This is a genomic window from Brevibacterium salitolerans (genome assembly GCF_039531405.1).
In the GTDB taxonomy this organism is placed as follows: Bacteria; Actinomycetota; Actinomycetes; order Actinomycetales; family Brevibacteriaceae; genus Brevibacterium; species Brevibacterium salitolerans.
This window is the reverse complement of record NZ_BAAAPZ010000008.1, coordinates 170,016-188,620: the sequence shown is the minus strand read 5'-3', so window position 1 is coordinate 188,620 and position 18,605 is coordinate 170,016. Positions and strand designations below refer to the sequence as shown.

The following is an 18,605-nucleotide window of genomic DNA, read 5'->3' as shown; positions in this document are numbered from 1 at the left end:
CGGACCGCGCACCCGCCTGTGGCCTCGGCGGCGGTTCCGCCCGCGGCTCAGCACGGCGGGAACCCCACTAGGATGGGGCGTCGACGTACACGAGGAGCACGGAGGACGATGTGGGAGCTCTGGCCGTTGGAGTGGCAGGCGGATCCGGCAGCGGGAAGACGACGCTGACGCGGGCGCTGCTGGAGGAGTTCGGCAACCGGTCCACCGTCCTCTTCCAGGACAACTACTACAAGCGCAACGACCACCTCGCCTTCGAGGAGCGCACGCAGCTCAACTACGACGCACCGGAGGCCTTCGACATCGACCTCATGGTCGACCAGGTCCGGCAGCTCAAGTCCGGGGTGCCCATCGAGTGCCCCGTCTACGACTTCACGGAGCACAACCGCTCCGCGGAGACGCTCACGGTGGAGCCCGCGCCGGTGATCCTCGTGGAGGGCATCCTGCTGTTCGCGGAGCCGCGGCTGTGCGAACTGCTCGACATCCGTCTGTTCGTGGACACGGATGCGGATGTGCGCATCCTCCGCCGGATCCGGCGGGACGTGGTGGAGCGCGGGCGGTCGCTGGAGTCCGTGGAGGAGCAGTACCTCTCCACCGTCAAGCCCATGCACGAGCTCTACGTGGAGCCGTCCAAGCGCAGGGCCGATCTCATCGTCCCGGAGGGCGGCCACAACACCGTCGCGCTGGACATGATCGTCCACCGCATCCGCCGGGAGTTCTGAGAGGCCCCCGGCTCCGCGGCGCCGGAGCATCGCCGCACCGGTGCCCGGCCGCCCGCGGTGTCCAGCCGCACGGCCGGACGCCTCAGGCCGGCCGGTGGGCGAGTGCCCCCGCCCTGAAGGCCTCCTCCGCCAGAGGACGGAAGTCGACGTCCTCCGGGTCGTACCACCGGTCGAGTTCGGAGAGCTCTCCGCCGTCCTCGTAGCCCAGCTCCGCCGCGCGCTCCATCCAGCGGGCGCCGCTCTCGACGAGGCCGTCCCGGACACTCGCGTCCACGACGCCGTCCGCCACCAGCTGCTCCGCGATCTCGCGCTGGGTGCTGAGGATCACCTCGGCGGCATCGGCGTCCATCTCGCGGAACTCACCGCCGGCCGCGCGCACGTCCGCCACCGCGTCCACGCTGGAGCCCACGACAGCGGCCGTGACCCCGTGCGTCCAGTCGATGCCCGCGGCGTCGAAGAGGATCTGGCGGTAGGCCAGCGGCAGCGCCTCGAAGCTCGATCCCGCCACGTGGCCGGCCGTCACAGCCCCGGTGAACCGCTCGTCTCCCAGCGTCGAGACCTGCGGCGCCGCCTCCAGGAGCCCCGTGGAGCCCGCCACCATCCCCTGGACGAAGATGCAGTCGACGGTGCTGCGCTGCAGCGCCTCGAACGCCTCCCCGTACTCCATCGAGACCGGGCTCGCCCCCAGATTCTGGGCGATGGGGGTCTGCACCGATCCGCCGATCCGGATCTGCCGCCCCTGCCAGTCGTCCAGTGCGGTGCCCTCGTCGCCACAGGCCGTCCAGTAGTTGCCGGACGTCACCATGGGGTTGAGCGGCACCAGCCCCTTGGAGGTGTACTCCTCGAGCAGCTCCGGATCGTTCCAGGCCGCTTCGCTCATCTGCGCCTGCATGGCGGCCTCCCCTGCGAGCGGGCTGCCGGAGACGTACTGGCTCAGCTTGTTGTACGCGTCGATCCGCGGGTATTCGGCGACGAAGTAGACCGGCACGGTGTATGCGAGGTCGAGGCGCCCGTCGGCCAGCGCATCGTCCACCTCCGGATATGCGGCGATGGACTGTCCCCACGCCACGTCGAAGCCGATCTTGCCGCCGGACCGCTCCTCGACGGCGTCCATGAACGACTACTCCGCCACGGCGGCCGCGGCGTCCGGGGATGCGGCATAGGGCTGGATCGTCAGGGTGACGGGATCCAGGTCCGCCACGGCTGCGTCCACCTCCTCCTGCGCGGCGCCGAACTCGAAGCCGCCGGAGCCTCCGCCTCCGCCATCGCCCTTCCCCACCGCTCCGCCGCACGCGGAGAGCACCATGAGCAGCGGAGCCGCACACACGAGTGCTCTCCTGAACGTCGACACCATCGTCGGCCTTCTCCTTCACAGGTTCGGAACATCCGTTCCCGCGGCAGGCGCGGGCTCGCTCGTCTCTGAGCGGGGCCGCGTCCGGCCGCCGGACCGGCACGGGATCCGTCCGCGCCGTGGCCGTCCGTCTTCGCAGCCCGGAAGACGGCGAGCCTTCAGAGCTGCGGAGTCATGACCTGTCGAACGACCGATCAGCACTGGCCGGTTGTCTCGATCATAGAAGCATCGGGAGACGTGTCAAGGACCGGACGGACGATCTCCGCCGAGGCGCACGCGCCTCACTCCGCCGCGAGTCCGGCCCCGGCCCACGGCACCGCGTAACGCAGCAGCACGCCGCCGGAGTCCAGTGTCTGGCACTCCAGCTGTGTGAGCGGACGCAGCCCTCCGGCGGGCCGGAACAGAGGCGTCCCCTCGCCCAGGAGCACCGGGGCGATGCCCACGAGAAGCTCGTCCACCAGTCCTGCGGCGAGCAGAGAGTCCGTGAGGTCGGCACTGCCGAAGACGTAGATCGGCCTGTCCAGCTCCGCCTTGCGCCGCCGGAGTTCGCCGACGATGTCCGCGGTCACCTCGGTGTTCTCCCACGCGGCGGAGGTGAGCGTGTGCGAGGCGACGAGCTTGGGGGCGGCGTTCATGTAGGCGGCGATCTCCGGGTCGTCCTCGTCCGAGGACCAGTGCGCGGCCATGCCCTCGTACGTCACGCGGCCGAAGACCAGCAGGCCCAGGCTCTCACCGAATCCCAGGCTCAGCTGCCGCAGGTCCTCACCCCAGATGTGCTCGTGGAAGCTCAGGTCCCACTTCTCGGGGCCCTCGAACCGCCCGTCGAGCGACATGACGTTCCAGACGACGAGCTCTCCCATGGCTGGCCCCTTCCGGCCTCGTGCGGCGCTGCCGTCTCAGAGTATGCCCACGGGTTCCGGGGCACAACGGTTCCGGCGCGCGCATCATGACCGGCATCCGCACGCGGCGGTGCCTGGGAACGATGCCGACGACTCGGCCGGAACGATCGCGCCGCGCCGCCCCGGCTAGCGGCGCTCGAGTCCCGGAAGCCGCTCCGCCGCCTCACGCGGATCCTTCGTCAGCACCCGCACCGGCTCACGCGCGGCCCAGCTCGCCCGGGCGAGGGCCTCGCACCCGGCGGCCTGGGCGGCCTGGGCGATCCGTCCCACCACCTCGCGGGGATCGCGGTTCACCCCTGCGACCCAGACCCACCGCTGGTCCACCGTCAGCGGCGGAAGGTCCTGCAGCCTGGCGAATGTCCCTCGGTGACGGCGCGCCTCAGCGGCGCTCGGCCCCACGAGGTACACAGCCCTGTCCGTCCACCACGACGGCCGCACACTGGATCCGGTCAGAGGCAGGCCGAGGTGGCGCGCCGCCCACCTGCCTGCGCGCAACGGTGCCACCCCGCCGGGAGTCATCTGGTCAAAGCGGATCACGTACGGGCGCAAGCCCAGTGCGGTGGCGCCCAGGATCAGCCCGCGCTCGCAGACCACCAGCGTCTCGCTGCCCATCAGAATCAGCGGCAGCCCTGCCATCACTGCGTAGGCGGCGAACAGGGTCACGATCATGACCGGGCTCTCAGGCGGGTTGATGAGGCTCAGCGCGCACACGATCAGGAAGGCCAGCCCGAACGAGACCAGCGTCCGCGGACCCGGAGGATCCCGGTAGACAGCCAGTGCCTCGCCGAGTTCGTCGCGGTGCCGACGGACGGCGCCTCGTACGCTCACAACCGTGCTCCCTCGTCCGCAATCAGCTCAGTCCGTCAGAGCCTGCGGAGCATGCGGGTGTTGCCGAGCGTGTTGGGCTTCACCCGGGAGAGGTCGAGGAATTCCGCCGTGCCCTCGTCGCGGGAGCGCAGGATCTCCCCGTACGCCTCCTGCGACACCGGCGTGCCCTCGATGATCTCGAAGCCCAGGGCCGAGAAGAAGTCCGTCTCGAAGGTGAGGCAGAAGACCTGCCGCACGCCCTGTGCCCGTGCATCCGCGAGCACCTGCTCGACGAGGACCCGGCCCACGCCTCGGCCCCGGTATGCCGGGTCCGTCGCGATGGTGCGGGCCTCCGCCGTGTCCTCCCAGATGACGTGGCAGGCGGCGCAGCCCACGAGTGCCTCCCCGCCCTCGGCCTGCGGGTCCACCACCAGCCAGAACTCGTGGATGGCCTCGTAGTAGTCCACCCGTTCCTTCGCCACGAGGATCCTCTGCTCCACCATGGGCTGCAGCAGCTTCACGAGCGCAGGCACGTCCGTGGCGCGGGCGCGGCGCAGCACGAGACCGTGCGGGAGCTCGTGCGAACGGTACTGAGCGCTGATGAGATCGTCTGCGAAAGGCATTCCCCCATTCTCCCAGACGTCAGCCCTGACTGTTTCGCCTCCCGTCTGCGGATTCGCCGCACAGCACCGCGGAATCTGGCGAATCCGCAGACGGGAACGAAAGTCGAGGCCGCTCTCGTCTGCCGGCCCCCGCACACACGACGAAGCGCCGCCCGCGAGGAGAACCTCGCCGGCGGCGCTTGCGTGCTCAGCCGGGCGCTACCTCACTCAGAGTCCGCGGACTCGGCGACGGCCGCGTGGGCCTCCGCCCCGCCGGGGCCGGCGTCCGGGAGGCTCGCGGAGGAGTTCGCCGCACCGGCCTCGGGGAACGCCCCGGTGCCGGATCCGGTGTCCTCCGCAGCCGCGTCCAGGCGCTCGAGGATCCGCGGATCCTCCTCGCCCCGGAAGGTGAAGGTCTTGTCCAGGCCCTCTCCCTCGACGTCCACGAAGACGCGCTCTCCGGAGTGCAGCTCGTCGAAGAGGATGCGCTCGGAGAGCTGGTCCTCGATCTCCTGCTGGATCGTCCGGCGCAGCGGACGCGCGCCCAGCACCGGATCGTAGCCGCGATCCGCGAGCAGCTCCTTGGCCGCCTGCGTGAGCTCGATGCTCATGCCCTGGTCCGCGAGGCGCTTGTCCAGACGCGTGATGAAGAGATCGACGATCTCGAGGATCTCCTTCTTCTTCAGCTGCGGGAACACGATGGTGTCGTCCACGCGGTTGAGGAACTCCGGGCGGAAGTGCTGCTTGAGCTCCTCGTTCACCCGCTGCTTCATCCGCGTGTAGTCCGTCGTGGGATCGCCCTCGACCTGGAAGCCGATCTGCTGGCCCTGGGAGATGTTCCGGGTGCCCAGGTTCGTGGTCATGATGATGATGGTGTTCTTGAAGTCCACCTCACGACCCTGCGAATCCGTCAGACGGCCGTCCTCGAGGATCTGCAGCAGCGAGTTGAAGATGTCCGAGTGGGCCTTCTCCACCTCGTCGAACAGCACCACGGAGAACGGCTTGCGGCGGACCTTCTCCGTCAGCTGGCCGCCCTCCTCGTAGCCCACGTATCCGGGGGGCGAACCGAAGAGGCGGGAGACCGTGTGCTTCTCCGCGTACTCGGACATGTCCAGGCTGATGAGCGAGTTCTCGTCACCGAACAGGAACTCTGCGAGCGCCTTCGCCAGCTCCGTCTTGCCCACGCCAGTGGGACCGGCGAAGATGAACGAGCCCGAGGGGCGCTTGGGGTCCTTGAGGCCCGCACGGGTGCGGCGCATCGCCTTGGAGACGGACTTGATCGCGTCATCCTGGCCGATGATCCGCTTGTGCAGCTCGTCCTCCATGCGGAGCAGACGGGCGGACTCCTCCTCCGTGAGCTTGAAGACCGGGATGCCCGTGGCGTCGCCGAGAACCTCCGCGATCAGCTCCTCGTCCACGACGGCCGCACCGCGGTCGCCGGACTTCCAGCGGGCCTCCTTCTCCTCCTTCTGCTTGTTCAGCGCCATCTCCGCGTCGCGCTCGGACTGCGCGAGGTTGAAGTCCTGCGCGTCGATCGCGGCCTCCTTGCGGCGGCGCGCGGCGACGATCTGCTCGTCGAGCTCCTTGAGCTCCGGCGGGGCGGACATGCGGCGGATGCGCAGCTTCGCACCCGCTTCGTCGATGAGGTCGATCGCCTTGTCCGGGAGGAAGCGGTCATTCACGTAGCGGTCGGAGAGGTTGACCGCGGCTGCGAGGGCACCGTCCGTGATCGTCACCTTGTGGTGCGACTCGTACTTGTCCCGCAGCCCCTTCATCACGAGGATCGCGTCCGCGAGCGTGGGCTCCGGCACCTGGATGGGCTGGAAGCGACGCTCCAGCGCGGCGTCCTTCTCGATGTTCTTGCGGTACTCGTCCAGCGTGGTCGCACCGATCGTCTGGAGCTCGCCGCGCGCCAGCATGGGCTTGAGAATGCTCGCCGCATCGATCGCGCCCTCTGCTGCACCCGCTCCCACCAGCGTGTGGATCTCGTCGATGAAGAGGATGATGTCGCCCCGGGTGCGGATCTCCTTGAGCACCTTCTTCAGGCGCTCCTCGAAGTCGCCGCGGTACCGGGAGCCGGCCACCAGCGAACCGAGGTCCAGCGTGTAGAGCTGCTTGTCCTGCAGCGTCTCCGGCACATCGCCGTTGACGATGGCCTGTGCCAGCCCCTCGACGACGCTCGTCTTGCCCACACCGGGCTCGCCGATGAGGACGGGGTTGTTCTTGGTGCGGCGCGAGAGGATCTGCATGACGCGCTGCATCTGCAGCTCACGGCCCACCACGGGGTCCAGCTTGCCCTCACGGGCGGCAGCGGTGAGGTTGCGGCCGAACTGGTCGAGGACGAGCGAGCCGGACGGCGTGCCCTCCTCACGGGCGCCGGTGGAGGCCGGCTCCTTGCCCTGGTAGCCGGAGAGCAGCTTGATGACCTCCTGGCGCACGCGCGCCAGATCCGCTCCGAGCTTCACGAGCACCTGCGCCGCGACTCCCTCGCCCTCGCGGATGAGACCGAGGAGGATGTGCTCCGTGCCGATGTAGCTGTGGCCGAGCTGCAGCGCCTCGCGCAGGCTGAGCTCGAGGACCTTCTTGGCGCGCGGGGTGAACGGGATGTGACCGGAGGGGGCCTGCTGGCCCTCGCCGATGATCTCCGTCACCTGGGCGCGCACCTGCTCCAGGGAGATGCCCATGCCCTCGAGCGCCTTGGCCGCGACTCCCTCGCCCTCGTGGATGAGGCCGAGCAGGATGTGCTCCGTGCCGATGTAGTTGTGCTTGAGGAGCTTGGCCTCCTCCTGTGCGAGCACGACGACGCGCCGGGCTCTGTCGGTGAACCTTTCGAACATGTGGCCCTCCTCGTGGTCTGATTCCTAGCACTGTAACCAGGCGCCGGTGGCATGTATTGCGCTGTTCGCCGTGGGCCGAAACGTGTTCGCCACGAGCGAATTCACGCACGGAACGCATCGCGCCCCGGAGGATTCCCTCCGGGGCGCGGGCAGGCCGCTCCGCTCAGCGCGCGGCCATGGGACGCTGCTGCGGCTCCGCTCAGGCGTGAGCCTGGTGATAGGAGTCGATCACGCTCTGCGCGATGCGGCCGCGCTCGGAGACCTCGATGCCGTTCTCCTTGGCCCACTCGCGGATCGTCGCGTTGAGGTTGCCGGAGCCCGCTGCCGCACCGCTGCTGCGCCGGGCGCGCGCCGGGCGGGAGGAGGCGGCGACGCGACGGCCCTTGGCGATGTAGGGGGCCAGCACCCCGCGGAGCTTCTCCGCGTTCTCGGAGGAGAGCTCGATCTCGTACGTTCCCTGGTCGATTCCGAAGCGGACGGTCTCGGCCGCCTCGGAGCCGTCGATGTCGTCAGTCAGGACGACCTTCATCTCGCGTGCCATCTGCTGCACCCTCCTGTTCGCTGTGGCCTCCGGAACCGGCGGGCGCATTCTGCAGCTGCCCCTCGACGGCTTCCTCGTGAGCACCGTCCCGGTCGATCTGCTGGTAGTACTTCTCCATCTCCTCACGTTCAGTCGAATCCGAACGGAGAATGCCTCGCATCACATACCAGAACAGAAGTCCGACACCGATGGAGGGCAATAGAACCTTGATGTACTCCACTGTCACACTACCTTGTCGTCGAAGGGAAGAGCAATCGAATGACCTTCCGGAAGACCATTCGAGTGATCATTCGGATCACACGGGCTTCACAAGCGGGAAAAGTATGGTCTCGCGGATGCCCAGTCCGGTGAGAGCCATGAGAAGACGATCGATGCCCATTCCCATTCCGCCTGCGGGGGGCATGCCGTATTCCATTGCCGTGAGGAAATCCTCGTCCACACCCATCGCCTCGTCGTCGCCGCGGGCGGCGTCACGGGCCTGCGCCTCGAAGCGCTCACGCTGGACCACGGGATCGTTGAGCTCGGAGTATCCCGTGGCGAGCTCGAAGCCGCGGACGTAGAGGTCCCACTTCTCGACCACCCCGGGCACGGAGCGGTGGCTCTTGGTGAGCGGCGAGGTGTCGACCGGGAAGTCGGTGACGAAGGTGGGCTCGTAGAGGTCGTCCGCGAAGAAGTGCTCCCACATCTCCTCGACGTACTTGCCGTGGCCGGCGAAGACGCCGCCCAGATCGATGCCGTGCTCCTCTGCGAGTGCGGCGAGCTCCTCGACGGAGGTCTCCGGCGTGATCTCCGCACCCAGGCGCTCGGACAGGGAGGAGTACATAGGAATGACGCGCCATTCGCCGCCGAGATCGTACTCCGTCCCGTCCGCCAAAGTCACCACGTGCGAACCGAATGCGTCCATCGCGGCATTCTGCACGAGAGTGCGCGTCAGCTCCGCGATGGAATGGCAGTCGCCGTACGCCTCATAGGCCTCGAGCATTGCGAATTCCGGCGAGTGCGTGGAATCCGCGCCCTCATTCCGGAAGTTCCGATTGATCTCGAAGACATTGTCGAGGCCGCCCACCAGCGCCCGCTTGAGGAAGAGCTCCGGGGCGATGCGGAGATAGAGATCGATGTCATAGGCATTGATGTGCGTGACGAATGGCCGCGCAGAGGCTCCCCCGTGCATCGTCTGGAGCATGGGAGTCTCGATCTCCGTGTAGCCGCGCGCATCGAAGGTGCGGCGCAGCGACTTCATGACCTCCGCGCGCACGCGCACGTTCTCCCGCGCCTGCTCACGCGTGATGAGGTCGATGTACCGCTGGCGCATGCGCGTCTCGTCGGTGAGCTCGGTGTGGAGCGTGGGCAGCGGGCGCAGCGCCTTGGCGGCCAGCCGCCACTCGTCGGCCATGACGGAGAGCTCTCCGCGCTTGGACATGATCACGCGTCCGTGCAGGAACAGGTGGTCGCCCAGATCCACGTCGCGCTTGTAGGCGTCGAGGCTCTCCTCACCCACCTCCGCGAGCGAGAGCATGCCCTGGAGCCGCGTGCCGTCGCCGGCCTGGAGGGTGACGAAGCAGAGCTTGCCGGTGTTGCGCTGGAAGACCACACGACCGGCGACGCCCACCACGTCCTCGGTCTCCGCACCCGGCTCCAGGTCCGGATGCGCGCTGCGGACCTGCGCGAGGGTGTGGGTCCGGGGGACTGCCACCGGATACGGCTCACGGCCCTCCGCGAGGAGAGCCGCCCGCTTCTCCTTGCGGATCCGCAGCTGCTCAGGATCGTCGTGGGTCTCAGGTGTGGGAACGTTCTCCGGCATGGGGCCAAGGCTACCGCGCGGACTCCTCCGCACGGTAAACGGCGAGGGGGCACGCAGCCGCGCGGGCTCTCAGTCCCGGGGCCCGCCCTCGCCCAGCACGTCCATGAGCGCGGCCGCACGCGGCTCGTCCACGGTGCCGTTGGCCAGTGCCCGAGCGGTGGTCGCCCTGCCCATCGCCGCGTAGGAGTCCCTCACCTCCGCAGAATCCGCGCTCACGGCGTACTCCGCGAGGGCCTCCATGTGGGCGCGCACCGTGCCGACGTCGCCGCGGCTCACGGGGCCGGTGAGCGCCTGCGGCCCGGACTGCAGGATGTTGGAGGCGCTCGCGTGCACCAGGGAGCTCAGCACGCGGGCCGGGTCCTCGACCCCCACCTCCCGCAGGACGTCCATCGCCTGGGCGACGATCACCGCCGTGTGATTGGCCGCGTGGGCGATCGCGGCGTGGTAGAGGGCGCGGTCCGCCTCCTTGAGCACCACCGGCTCTGCGCCGATCTCCACGACGAGCGCCTGCCCGATGGGCAGCACGTGCCGGGGCGCCGTCACACCGATCGTCGCCTCCCGCAGCCGCGGCAGATCCATGCTCGTCCCGGTGAACGCCAGTGAGGGGTGGAGCGCCAGCGGGATCGCGCCCGCCGCGGCGGCGGGAGCGAGCACGTCGAGTCCGTGCCGTCCGGCACAGTGCATGACGATCTGCCCCGCGCTGAAGCGGCCCAGCGCGGCGAGGCCCTCCACCAGCGGGGCGATCTCGTCGTCCGGGACGGTGAGCAGGATCAGCTCGGACCGGCCCACGAGGGTCTCCACGTCCAGGATCGGCGCACCGGGCAGCAGGGCGTCCGCGCGCTCCCGGCTCGCCTCCGAGCCTGCGCTCACCCCCACGATCTGGTGACCGGCCTCGCGCAGGGCGGCACCCATGACGGCGCCCACCCTGCCCACGCCCACGATCCCCACGCCCAGGCGGGTGCCGTCCTCGTGATTCATCGCTTCCGTCCTTCCAGTTCCGTGTCCAGCTCCTCACGCGCGAGCCGCGTCCGCTGGGCGTGCTCCTCGAACAGCCGGGCGGCGTCCGCGGCTTCCAGGTGGAACAGCTGGGGTGTGATGGGCCCGGGAGAGATGTGGAGCTGGATGCTCGAGAGCCCCAGTCCCCGCTGCAGCGGGCCCTGGTGCAGGCGCATGGACTGCACCCGGGCGTGAGGGACGAACTCCAGCGTCCGCGTCAGTCGCCCGGAGCGGATGAGCGCGAAGGTCCCGGTGAGCGCATGGGCGTTCCGCCTCCAGGTGAACGGGTCCAGCCAGCGGGAGGCCCGCGGCCGTCCGCAGAACTGCGACTCGGCGCCGCCAGGCGCCTCCCCCGCCATCGGCCCCTGCATCCCCGCGAGCACGAGCTCCCGTGCATCCGTACCCGGCGCGGTGCGGGGGTCCGGCATCGCCAGTCCGAGCATGAGCATGACGTCGTCCACGCCTCCCACCGGCAGGAGCACGGACTGCGCCTGGTCGTCGGATCTGCCCTCCGAGGCCAGGGTGAAGGTCGCCCGCCACCAGCCGGGGATCCGCCACAGCACGGGCTGGGTGAGCTTGACGGCCTGGATCCGGTCCAGCGGGATGATCCTGTTGGTCGTCGAGGCCAGCCCGTGGCTCACACGCAGGCCGTCCTGCGTGACGGCCACGGAGAAGTTCGCGAGCGAGGCCTCGCTGCGGAAGACGCTCGCGATCGCGATCACGGCGGGGATGAGACCGCCCAGCGTGGGCCCGCCCGCCTCCGGGCCCACGAACACGAAGAGGAGAATGACGAGCACGGCGAGGAGGACGATGCCCAGCACGCTCATCAGCATCACCGTCGACAGCGCCGCCGAGGCCATGAGCCGGTGGAAGGGCACCCGCACCAGGCGGCCCTCCGCCTCCGCCTGCGGCTGCAGCCGGTAGGGCGCGAGCAGCTCCGCAAGAGTGGCGCTGAGGTCCTCGGCCACCCCTGTGGCCTCGTGCTGCAGACCGTGCTGCAGGTCCTGCAGCCTCCGGCGGCTCACGAGGCGCTGGCCGAGCGGTGCGTCCGCCGCAGCAGCGGCGCGCGCGTCGTCGCCCGGGGTCTGCGCATCCTCGTGCCCCGGTCCCGCGCTCCCGGGGGCGACCGGACCCGTGCCCGGCTGTTCGCCCTCCGTGCCGTCCGCGGCGCCGGGGGCTGCCCCCGCACCGGCTCCGGCCTCGGCAGATCTTCCGGCCCGGGAAGAGGCTCCCGGCTGCGAGGTGCCCTGAGGACCGGCGCGCAGTCCGCGGAGATGGGAGAGGATCTCCTCCCGCAGCTCCTCCGCCCGGCTCCGCTTGAGGTAGGAGATCGTCACGTCCGAGTCCGCGCCGCCGGCCACGTCGAAGACCAGCGACGCGAGCCCCAGCAGGCGAGGGAGGAAGGGGAGCGAGATGTCCACGGACTGCACCCGGTCGTGCGAGGCCGACTTCTCCTTCTTGGACAGCACTCCCGTGCGCAGGTGCACTCCGGCGGCGTCGATGCGATACCGCATGGCCCTCCAGCTGAGCCAGAGGCCCAGGCCGATGACCGCCAGGACGAGGAGGAGCACACCGAGGCCGGCGAGCACATAGCCCGGGTGCTCGCGGAAGAACGGGCCGAGCAGGCCGATGCCCTCGAAGAAGCCGGTGTCCTCGGACTCCCCTCCGACGGCGTCCACCACGAGCGACTGGGCGATGTCCTGCAGATTCTGCAGGACGATGTAGAACGCCACACCGAAAGCCGCCACGATGCCGGCTCCGCCCTTGAGGACCGGCGTGAGCGGATGGACGTGCTTCCACTCCCCCTCGCTCTGCGGGGGCCCGGCCGCGGCGCTCACAGCCCCGCCAGCTTCGATGCGCCGCGTTCGGCGAGGGAGTCGCGGAGCGCCTCCGCCTCCGCCCGCGGCAGGCCCGGGAGCGAGGCATCGGTCGAGGCCGAGGCCGTGTGCAGCTCCAGGGAGGCGAGACCGGCGGCGCGCAGGAGCGGTCCGGCGCTCACCTCCACGTACTGGAGACGGCCGTAGGGCACCACCGTCGTCTGACGGAAGAGGATGCCGCGCTGGATGAGGAGGTCGCCGGGCCGCTGCAGGTATCCGATCGCCTTCACCTGGCGCACGGTGACGACGGCCTCGATGACGAAGCCGATCACGAACGCCGCAGCCAGCGCGAAGCCGAGCCAGGTGAGCCACGTGAGAGAGGCGATGATCCCGGCCACTCCGGCCCCTGCCGTGACGAGCACGCAGATCCCCGAGCCGATCGCGGACCCGAGCAGCTTCACCTTCACGTACGCGGGGCTCACCGGGTTCAGTGCGCCCGTACCGGCGGGCGTCCGGGGCCGCGATGCCGGCTGCTGTGGTGCCGCCGGCTGCTGTGGTGCCGCGGGCTGCGCGGGTGCCGCGTGCGGCGGCTGCGGTGCGGCGTGCTGCGGCTGCACACCTCCTGCGTGCTGCGCGGCGCTGAACTGCGGTGACTGTCCCAGCGGCGGCTGCGGTGAGCCGTGCTGCGGCTGCGGTGCGCCGTGCGGCGGCGGGTCCTGCTGCTGTGACGGATTCTGCGGTGCGCCGTGCGGCACCGCGCCCTGGTGCGGTCCCTGCTGCGGGAAGGGCTGCGGGGTGCTCATGCCGGAACCTCCGGTGGGTCTGTGTGCGGTCGGTCGTCGGGGCCGCCGGAGCGCGGGCCGCCCGGCGGGAGGGAGCAGAAGGACTCCACGATGAGCCCTGTCATCATGAGGAGGGCCGCCGCGCCCACCGCGGCGAGCATCCCCAGCCCCTCCCCGGCGCGCACCCCGGAGGCCGAGGCGAGGAGATAGACGGAAGCGCCAGCGTACCAACCCGTGAGGACGGCCCCCGCGAGAGCGGCCGCCTTGGCCAGCATCGCCACACGTGCGGCCTTGACGGGATCGATCTCCGTCTCCCGGTCCCCGTCGCGCCACTGCTTGATGGGCCACCCCAGCAGGAGGAGGACCAGCGAGAGCGCGACCATCCCCACGATCGCCGGCCACGGCACCTGCGGCAGCGCAGCTCCGGAGCGCTCCAGGAGGATGTGGACCCCGAGGTCCGCGACGAGGCCCACCGCACCCCAGAGGGCCAGTTGGCTCACGCGCGTGCGGTTCATGTCTCCGCCTGCTCCGTGAACGGCCGGGCGGACGCGAGCACGCTCTCCCCCGTGCGCCGGATCCCTGCCGCGTCCGGAGCCGCGGCGCATGCCTCTGCCACCGTGCGCACGCCGGCCGGCGTCTCCACGACGGCGTCCGGCTGCAGCTCCGCCCACGGTGCCAGCACGAAGGCACGCTCCCCGGCCAGCGGATGCGGCAGGACGAGGACCTCGTCCCGCCAGGTGACCGGTTCCTCCGCGGCACCAGAGGCGGGGAGCGTCCGCGCACTGATGAGATCGAGGTCGAGGGTGCGCGGGCCCCAGCGGATCTCCCGCGTCCGGCCGGCGGCCGCTTCGATGCCCTGGCACACGGAGAGCAGCTCGCGCGGGGGCAGCGCAGTGCGCACGACCACGGCGGCGTTGTGGAAGTCGGGCTGCTCCACTCCGCCCACCGGTGCCGTCACATAGACGGAGGAGCCGGCCCGCAGGTCGATGCGCGGGTGGAGGGAGAGCGCGTGCGCGGCATCCTGCAGTGCGGCGCAGGCATCCCCCAGATTCGCACCCAGGGCCACGACCGCCTCGTAGACGTGCCCGGACGTGCCGCTCGCACTGCGCGCCGGACCGCCGTCCGGGGCAGGCCCGGCCGGTGCCACGCCCTCCGCGGTCGTCTCGCGGGAGCCCGAGGCCGCAGCTCCCGCGCGCATCCCCCGCCGCCGGTGCAGAGACACGGACACATCCGCGAACTCGTGGGCGATGGGCGCCTGCGGCTTGTGGACGGTGACCCGGGCCTCGGGCGCGAATTCGAGGCACCTGTCCACCAGCGCCCCGGCCAGCGCCTCGATGAGGTCGTAGGGCTCCCCCGTGACGATCTCCACGAGGGCGTCGGCCAAGGCACCGTAGTCCGCCGTGTCCGCCAGGTCGTCGCTCGCCGCCGGCGCGGAGAGATCGCCGTGGAGCTCCACGTCCACACGGAAGTCCTGGCCCTCGCGCTTCTCGAACTCGAACACGCCGTGACGGCCGCGGGCGGTCAGGCCCGTGAGGGTGATGACATCGTCGCTCATCGCGCCTCGTCCCCCGGCTGTGCTCCCGGACCCCGCTCTGCCGCAGAACCGCGCGGCGCGGGTCCGGGCTCCGCCTCCGGCACCGTACCCGCCTCCGAGCCGGCCAGGCGTGTGCCGGCTTCCCGCACCCGTGCGCTCGCGGCCGTGCGGGCGTACGCGAGCTGCGCCTGGTGCACGGCGTCCGCGGCGATCCGCGAGGAGCGCGGCTCGTGGACGCGCACCGCCCACGCACCGGCCTGCGCGGCGAGCACCGTGAGCGCGGCGGTGGCCGAGTCCCTGTCCTCCAGCGCAGCCGTCTCGGACGGGTCCGGCGCGACCAGCGCGGACAGGAAGCGCTTGCGGGAGGCGGCGACGAGCAGCGGCATGCCCATGCCTGCGAACACGTCCAGTCTGCTCACCAGGTCCCAGTTGTGCCGGGCGTTCTTGGAGAACCCGAGTCCCGGGTCCAGCACGATCTGCTCACGCGACACGCCCTGGGCCAGCGCCGCGCGCACGCGGTCCTCGAGCTCTCCCGCGACCTCGGCGACGGTGTCCGCGTAGTGCGGCTTCACAGAGGTGTCCCCCAGATGCCCCCGCCAGTGCATGAGGATGATCGGGACCCCGGCCTCGGCCGCGAGCGCGAGCATACCCGGCTCGCTCTGCCCCGCGGAGACGTCGTTGACGATCGCGGCCCCGGCATCCAGCGCTGCCCGCGCCACCGTCTCACGCATCGTGTCGACGCTGATGACGGCGCCGTCGCGGGCGAGTTCGCGGACCACCGGCACCACGCGGCCCAGCTCCTCCTCCTCGGAGACGCGCGCGGCCCCCGGGCGCGTGGACTCGCCGCCCACGTCGATGATGTCAGCGCCCCCGGCCAGCAGGGAGAAGCCGTGGTCCACGGCGTCGGCGTGGTTGTACCAGCGTCCGCCGTCGGAGAACGAATCCGGAGTGACGTTGAGGACGCCCATGATCTGCGTGCGCTCCCCCGGTGCGGGAGCGGCGACGGCTGCCTGCGGCTGGGGCACGGAACTCACCTCCGGAGGATGAGGCTCATCGCCTCGGAACGGGACGCGGCGTCGCGCAGCTGTCCGCGCACCGCGGACGTGATGGTCGAGGAGCCGGGCTTCTTCACCCCGCGCATCGACATGCAGAGGTGCTCCGCCTCCACCACCACGATCACACCGCGCGGGTCCAGGTGCTCCACCAGCGCGTCCGCGATCTGCGTGGTGAGGCGCTCCTGCACCTGCGGGCGCCGCGCGAACACCTCCACGAGACGCGCGAGCTTGGACAGGCCGGTGACCTTGCCCTCCGGACCGGGGATGTAGCCGATGTGGGCCGCGCCGTGGAAGGGCACCAGGTGGTGCTCGCACGTGGAGTACATGGCGATGTCGCGGACCAGGACCATCTCGTCGAAGCCGATGTCGAACTGCGTCCCGAGGACCTCGCCCGCGTCCTGGGCCAGTCCGGAGAAGGCCTCCTCGTAGGCGCGCGCCACCCGCGCGGGGGTGTCCTGGAGGCCGTCCCGGTCCGGGTCCTCGCCCACCGCGGCGAGGATCTCCCGGACGGCGGCCTCGATGCGTGCGTGGTCGACGCTCATGCGCGCGGGCCCTCCTGCTCGTCGTCACGGCCGTCACCGGGGTGCCGGTCGTCCTGGGTCGGCTCCTCGTCCGCATCCTGCGGCTGCTCACCGAAGGTCCGTGTGCTCCCGGTGCCCGCGGTGCCCAGGATCCTGGACCGCCAGTCGTCGTCCGGGGACTCCGCCCCGGAGTCCGGGGCCGTCCCCGGAGCGTCCGCGCCCTGCGCGGGTGCGCCGGCCTCCGCGCCCGGAGCCTGCCCGGGTGCCGCTGCGGTCTCCGCGCCCGGGGTCTGCTCAGCGGCAGTGGAGCGTTCGGCGACCCCGGCGGCTCCCCCGGCCTCGGCCTCGTCGCCGTTGTGCGCACGCGGCGCGGGCGGGTCGATGGGACCGCGCGAGGAGACGGGACGGTCGCCGTGCGCCAGCCACACGTCGCGCGGCGCGCGCTTGACGACGGGGGCGAAGATCGCGGAGAGCTCCGCCTGGTCCAGTGTCTCCTTCTCGAGGAGCTCGTAGGCCAGGGCGTCCAGCACGTCCCTGTTGGCGTTGAGCGCGTTGTAGGCGTCCTCGTGCGCGGCGTCGATGAGCAGGCGGATCTCCTCGTCGATGCTGAAGCGGGTGGCGTCCGCGGCACCGTCTCCCCCGCCCCCGGCACCGCGTCCGGCGAACGGCTCCGAGGTGTCGCCGCCGATCTTCACCATGCCGATCCGGCCGCTCATGCCGTACTGGGTGACCATCTTGCGCGCGATGTCCGTGGCCTTCTCGATGTCGTTGGCCGCGCCCGTGGTGGGATCGTGGAACACGAGCTCCTCCGCCACGCGGCCGCCCATCGCATAGGCCATCTGGTCCAGCAGCTCATTGCGGGTGGTCGAGTACTTGTCCTCACTCGGCAGCACCATGGTGTAGCCGAGCGCGCGCCCGCGCGGCAGGATCGTCACCTTGGTGACGGGATCCGTCTGGTTCATCGCCGCCGCGACGAGGGCGTGGCCGCCCTCGTGATAGGCGGTGACGAGGCGCTCCTTGTCGTTCATGAGGCGCGTGCGCTTCTGCGGTCCCGCGATGACGCGGTCGATCGCCTCGTCCACGATCGCGTTGTCGATGATCGACTTGCCGGCGCGCGCGGTCAGCAGCGCCGCCTCGTTGAGGACGTTGGCGAGATCCGCGCCGGAGAAGCCGGGGGTGCGCTTCGCCACCTGGGCGAGGTCGACCTCGGGGGCCAGGGGCTTGCCCTCGGCATGGACCTCGAGGATGTGCTTGCGGCCCTTCATGTCCGGGGCCTCGACCTGGATCTGCCGATCGAACCGGCCGGGGCGCAGCAGCGCCGGGTCCAGTACGTCCGGGCGGTTGGTCGCGGCGATGAGGATGACGTTGGTGGACGAGTCGAAGCCGTCCATCTCCACGAGCATCTGGTTGAGGGTCTGCTCGCGCTCATCGTGTCCGCCGCCCATGCCGGCGCCGCGCTGCCGGCCCACCGCGTCGATCTCGTCGATGAAGATGATGCAGGGTGAGTTGTCCTTGGCCTGCTTGAAGAGGTCGCGCACGCGGGAGGCGCCCACGCCCACGTACATCTCCACGAAGTCCGAACCGGAGATCGAGTAGAACGGCACTCCGGCCTCGCCGGCGACCGCACGGGCCAGCAGGGTCTTGCCGGTGCCCGGAGGGCCGTACAGGAGCACTCCCTTGGGGATCTTGGCCCCCACCGCCTGGAACTTGTCCGGCTCCGCGAGGAACTCCTTGATCTCCTCGAGCTCCTCCAGCGCCTCGTCCACGCCGGCGACGTCCTTGAAGGTGACGTCCGGATTCTCCTTGTTCACCAGCTTGGCGCGGGACTTGCCCACATTCATGATGCCGCCGCCACCGGCGCTCATGCGGGAGAGGAGGAACCAGAGGACGCCGAAGATGAGCAGGAAGGGAATGAGGTTGATGAGCAGCGAGGTGAACCACGACTGCTGCGGCACGTCGTCCGTGTAGCCCAGCTCCGGCGCGGCCGAGTCGACGGCCTCGACGATCTGCTCACCGCGCTGCTCGACGTAGAAGAACTGGACGCGCTTGCCGTAGTCCTTCTTCTCGAACTCGTAGTCCTCGGTGAGGATGAGGTCCACACGCTGGTCGCGGTCGACGATCTTCGCCTGCTCGACCTTGCCGTCCTCCAGGAGCTGGAGGCCCTGTTCCGTGTCGATGCGCTGGAAGCCGCCGCCACTGGTGAACATGAAGCCGACCGCGATGATCAGCAGCGCAAGCAGCACCCAGGAGAAGGGCCCCCGTGAGGCCTTCTTCAGGTCGGGCTTGCGGTCAGCGGTTTCAGCCATGTGTCCTCTCTGGGGCATGAGGGTGTGGGAAGCCCGG

At 70.4% G+C, this 18,605-nt stretch carries 18 protein-coding genes; 1 reads left to right on the top strand and 17 read right to left on the bottom strand.

What is annotated here, in order from left to right; genetic code table 11:
• Positions 1-110: 110 nt before the first annotated feature.
• Complete coding sequence (gene udk / locus ABD240_RS10755; protein ID WP_291797555.1) at positions 111-719, top strand: uridine kinase; 609 nt, start codon at positions 111-113, stop codon at positions 717-719.
• 82 nt (positions 720-801) lie between these two features.
• On the opposite strand, the gene ABD240_RS10750 is transcribed toward udk, so the two are convergent.
• The 17 genes from ABD240_RS10750 to ftsH form a co-directional block, all read right to left on the bottom strand.
• The gene (locus ABD240_RS10750; protein ID WP_344337159.1) at positions 802-1,833 is read right to left on the bottom strand and encodes a type 2 periplasmic-binding domain-containing protein; all 1,032 of its coding nucleotides are present in this window, start codon (positions 1,831-1,833) and stop codon (positions 802-804) included.
• A 6-nt stretch (positions 1,834-1,839) separates the two neighbouring features.
• Positions 1,840-2,073: a hypothetical protein gene (locus ABD240_RS10745; RefSeq protein WP_344337158.1), complete on the bottom strand. Its 234-nt coding sequence runs from the start codon at positions 2,071-2,073 to the stop codon at positions 1,840-1,842.
• A gap of 278 nt (positions 2,074-2,351) precedes the next feature.
• On the bottom strand, positions 2,352-2,930 hold the full coding sequence (locus tag ABD240_RS10740; protein ID WP_291797550.1) for a dihydrofolate reductase family protein: 579 nt from the start codon (positions 2,928-2,930) through the stop codon (positions 2,352-2,354).
• A gap of 165 nt (positions 2,931-3,095) precedes the next feature.
• The gene (locus ABD240_RS10735) at positions 3,096-3,797 is read right to left on the bottom strand and encodes a hypothetical protein (protein WP_291797548.1); all 702 of its coding nucleotides are present in this window, start codon (positions 3,795-3,797) and stop codon (positions 3,096-3,098) included.
• 35 nt (positions 3,798-3,832) lie between these two features.
• Complete coding sequence (locus tag ABD240_RS10730; protein WP_291797545.1) at positions 3,833-4,399, bottom strand: amino-acid N-acetyltransferase; 567 nt, start codon at positions 4,397-4,399, stop codon at positions 3,833-3,835.
• 203 nt (positions 4,400-4,602) lie between these two features.
• Complete coding sequence (locus ABD240_RS10725; RefSeq protein WP_291797542.1) at positions 4,603-7,215, bottom strand: ATP-dependent Clp protease ATP-binding subunit; 2,613 nt, start codon at positions 7,213-7,215, stop codon at positions 4,603-4,605.
• 199 nt (positions 7,216-7,414) lie between these two features.
• Positions 7,415-7,756, bottom strand: a complete 342-nt coding sequence (locus ABD240_RS10720; RefSeq protein WP_344337154.1) for a histone-like nucleoid-structuring protein Lsr2 — start codon at positions 7,754-7,756, stop codon at positions 7,415-7,417.
• Complete coding sequence (locus ABD240_RS10715; protein WP_291797535.1) at positions 7,725-7,976, bottom strand: hypothetical protein; 252 nt, start codon at positions 7,974-7,976, stop codon at positions 7,725-7,727. The genes ABD240_RS10720 and ABD240_RS10715 overlap by 32 nt, the downstream gene beginning before the upstream one ends.
• Positions 7,977-8,051: 75 nt before the next feature.
• Positions 8,052-9,557, bottom strand: coding sequence for a lysine--tRNA ligase (gene lysS / locus ABD240_RS10710; protein ID WP_291797533.1), 1,506 nt, complete (start codon positions 9,555-9,557; stop codon positions 8,052-8,054).
• 69 nt (positions 9,558-9,626) lie between these two features.
• Positions 9,627-10,535 (bottom strand): Rossmann-like and DUF2520 domain-containing protein, encoded by a 909-nt coding sequence (locus ABD240_RS10705; protein WP_291797531.1) that lies wholly within the window; start codon positions 10,533-10,535, stop codon positions 9,627-9,629.
• Complete coding sequence (locus ABD240_RS10700; protein ID WP_291797529.1) at positions 10,532-12,391, bottom strand: PH domain-containing protein; 1,860 nt, start codon at positions 12,389-12,391, stop codon at positions 10,532-10,534. Before ABD240_RS10700 ends, ABD240_RS10705 begins: the two co-directional genes overlap by 4 nt.
• The gene (locus ABD240_RS10695; RefSeq protein WP_344337149.1) at positions 12,388-13,173 is read right to left on the bottom strand and encodes a PH domain-containing protein; all 786 of its coding nucleotides are present in this window, start codon (positions 13,171-13,173) and stop codon (positions 12,388-12,390) included. The genes ABD240_RS10700 and ABD240_RS10695 overlap by 4 nt, the downstream gene beginning before the upstream one ends.
• The gene (locus tag ABD240_RS10690; RefSeq protein WP_291797526.1) at positions 13,170-13,667 is read right to left on the bottom strand and encodes a DUF3180 family protein; all 498 of its coding nucleotides are present in this window, start codon (positions 13,665-13,667) and stop codon (positions 13,170-13,172) included. Before ABD240_RS10690 ends, ABD240_RS10695 begins: the two co-directional genes overlap by 4 nt.
• Complete coding sequence (gene folK / locus ABD240_RS10685) at positions 13,664-14,707, bottom strand: 2-amino-4-hydroxy-6-hydroxymethyldihydropteridine diphosphokinase (RefSeq protein ID WP_291797523.1); 1,044 nt, start codon at positions 14,705-14,707, stop codon at positions 13,664-13,666. The genes ABD240_RS10690 and folK overlap by 4 nt, the downstream gene beginning before the upstream one ends.
• Complete coding sequence (gene folP / locus ABD240_RS10680; protein ID WP_344337146.1) at positions 14,704-15,711, bottom strand: dihydropteroate synthase; 1,008 nt, start codon at positions 15,709-15,711, stop codon at positions 14,704-14,706. The genes folK and folP overlap by 4 nt, the downstream gene beginning before the upstream one ends.
• A gap of 5 nt (positions 15,712-15,716) precedes the next feature.
• Complete coding sequence (folE, locus tag ABD240_RS10675) at positions 15,717-16,283, bottom strand: GTP cyclohydrolase I FolE (protein ID WP_291797518.1); 567 nt, start codon at positions 16,281-16,283, stop codon at positions 15,717-15,719.
• Positions 16,280-18,568 carry an ATP-dependent zinc metalloprotease FtsH gene (gene ftsH / locus ABD240_RS10670; protein ID WP_291797515.1) on the bottom strand — a complete coding sequence of 763 codons (2,289 nt, stop codon included), beginning with the start codon at positions 18,566-18,568 and terminating at the stop codon, positions 16,280-16,282. Before ftsH ends, folE begins: the two co-directional genes overlap by 4 nt.
• Positions 18,569-18,605 lie beyond the last annotated feature (37 nt).

Bases quoted from the DNA above. Each gene is read 5' to 3' on its own strand.
- ABD240_RS10730 (WP_291797545.1), bottom strand. From the start codon at position 4,399: ATGCCTTTCGCAGACGATCTCATCAGCGCTCAGTACCGTTCGCACGAG.
- lysS (WP_291797533.1), bottom strand. From the start codon at position 9,557: ATGCCGGAGAACGTTCCCACACCTGAGACCCACGACGATCCTGAGCAG.
- ABD240_RS10720 (WP_344337154.1), bottom strand. From the start codon at position 7,756: ATGGCACGCGAGATGAAGGTCGTCCTGACTGACGACATCGACGGCTCC.
- ABD240_RS10690 (WP_291797526.1), bottom strand. From the start codon at position 13,667: ATGAACCGCACGCGCGTGAGCCAACTGGCCCTCTGGGGTGCGGTGGGC.
- folE (WP_291797518.1), bottom strand. From the start codon at position 16,283: ATGAGCGTCGACCACGCACGCATCGAGGCCGCCGTCCGGGAGATCCTC.
- folK (WP_291797523.1), bottom strand. From the start codon at position 14,707: ATGAGCGACGATGTCATCACCCTCACGGGCCTGACCGCCCGCGGCCGT.
- ftsH (WP_291797515.1), bottom strand. From the start codon at position 18,568: ATGGCTGAAACCGCTGACCGCAAGCCCGACCTGAAGAAGGCCTCACGG.
- ABD240_RS10740 (WP_291797550.1), bottom strand. From the start codon at position 2,930: ATGGGAGAGCTCGTCGTCTGGAACGTCATGTCGCTCGACGGGCGGTTC.
- ABD240_RS10705 (WP_291797531.1), bottom strand. From the start codon at position 10,535: ATGAATCACGAGGACGGCACCCGCCTGGGCGTGGGGATCGTGGGCGTG.
- ABD240_RS10725 (WP_291797542.1), bottom strand. From the start codon at position 7,215: ATGTTCGAAAGGTTCACCGACAGAGCCCGGCGCGTCGTCGTGCTCGCA.
- ABD240_RS10750 (WP_344337159.1), bottom strand. From the start codon at position 1,833: ATGGACGCCGTCGAGGAGCGGTCCGGCGGCAAGATCGGCTTCGACGTG.
- ABD240_RS10695 (WP_344337149.1), bottom strand. From the start codon at position 13,173: ATGAGCACCCCGCAGCCCTTCCCGCAGCAGGGACCGCACCAGGGCGCG.
- ABD240_RS10745 (WP_344337158.1), bottom strand. From the start codon at position 2,073: ATGGTGTCGACGTTCAGGAGAGCACTCGTGTGTGCGGCTCCGCTGCTC.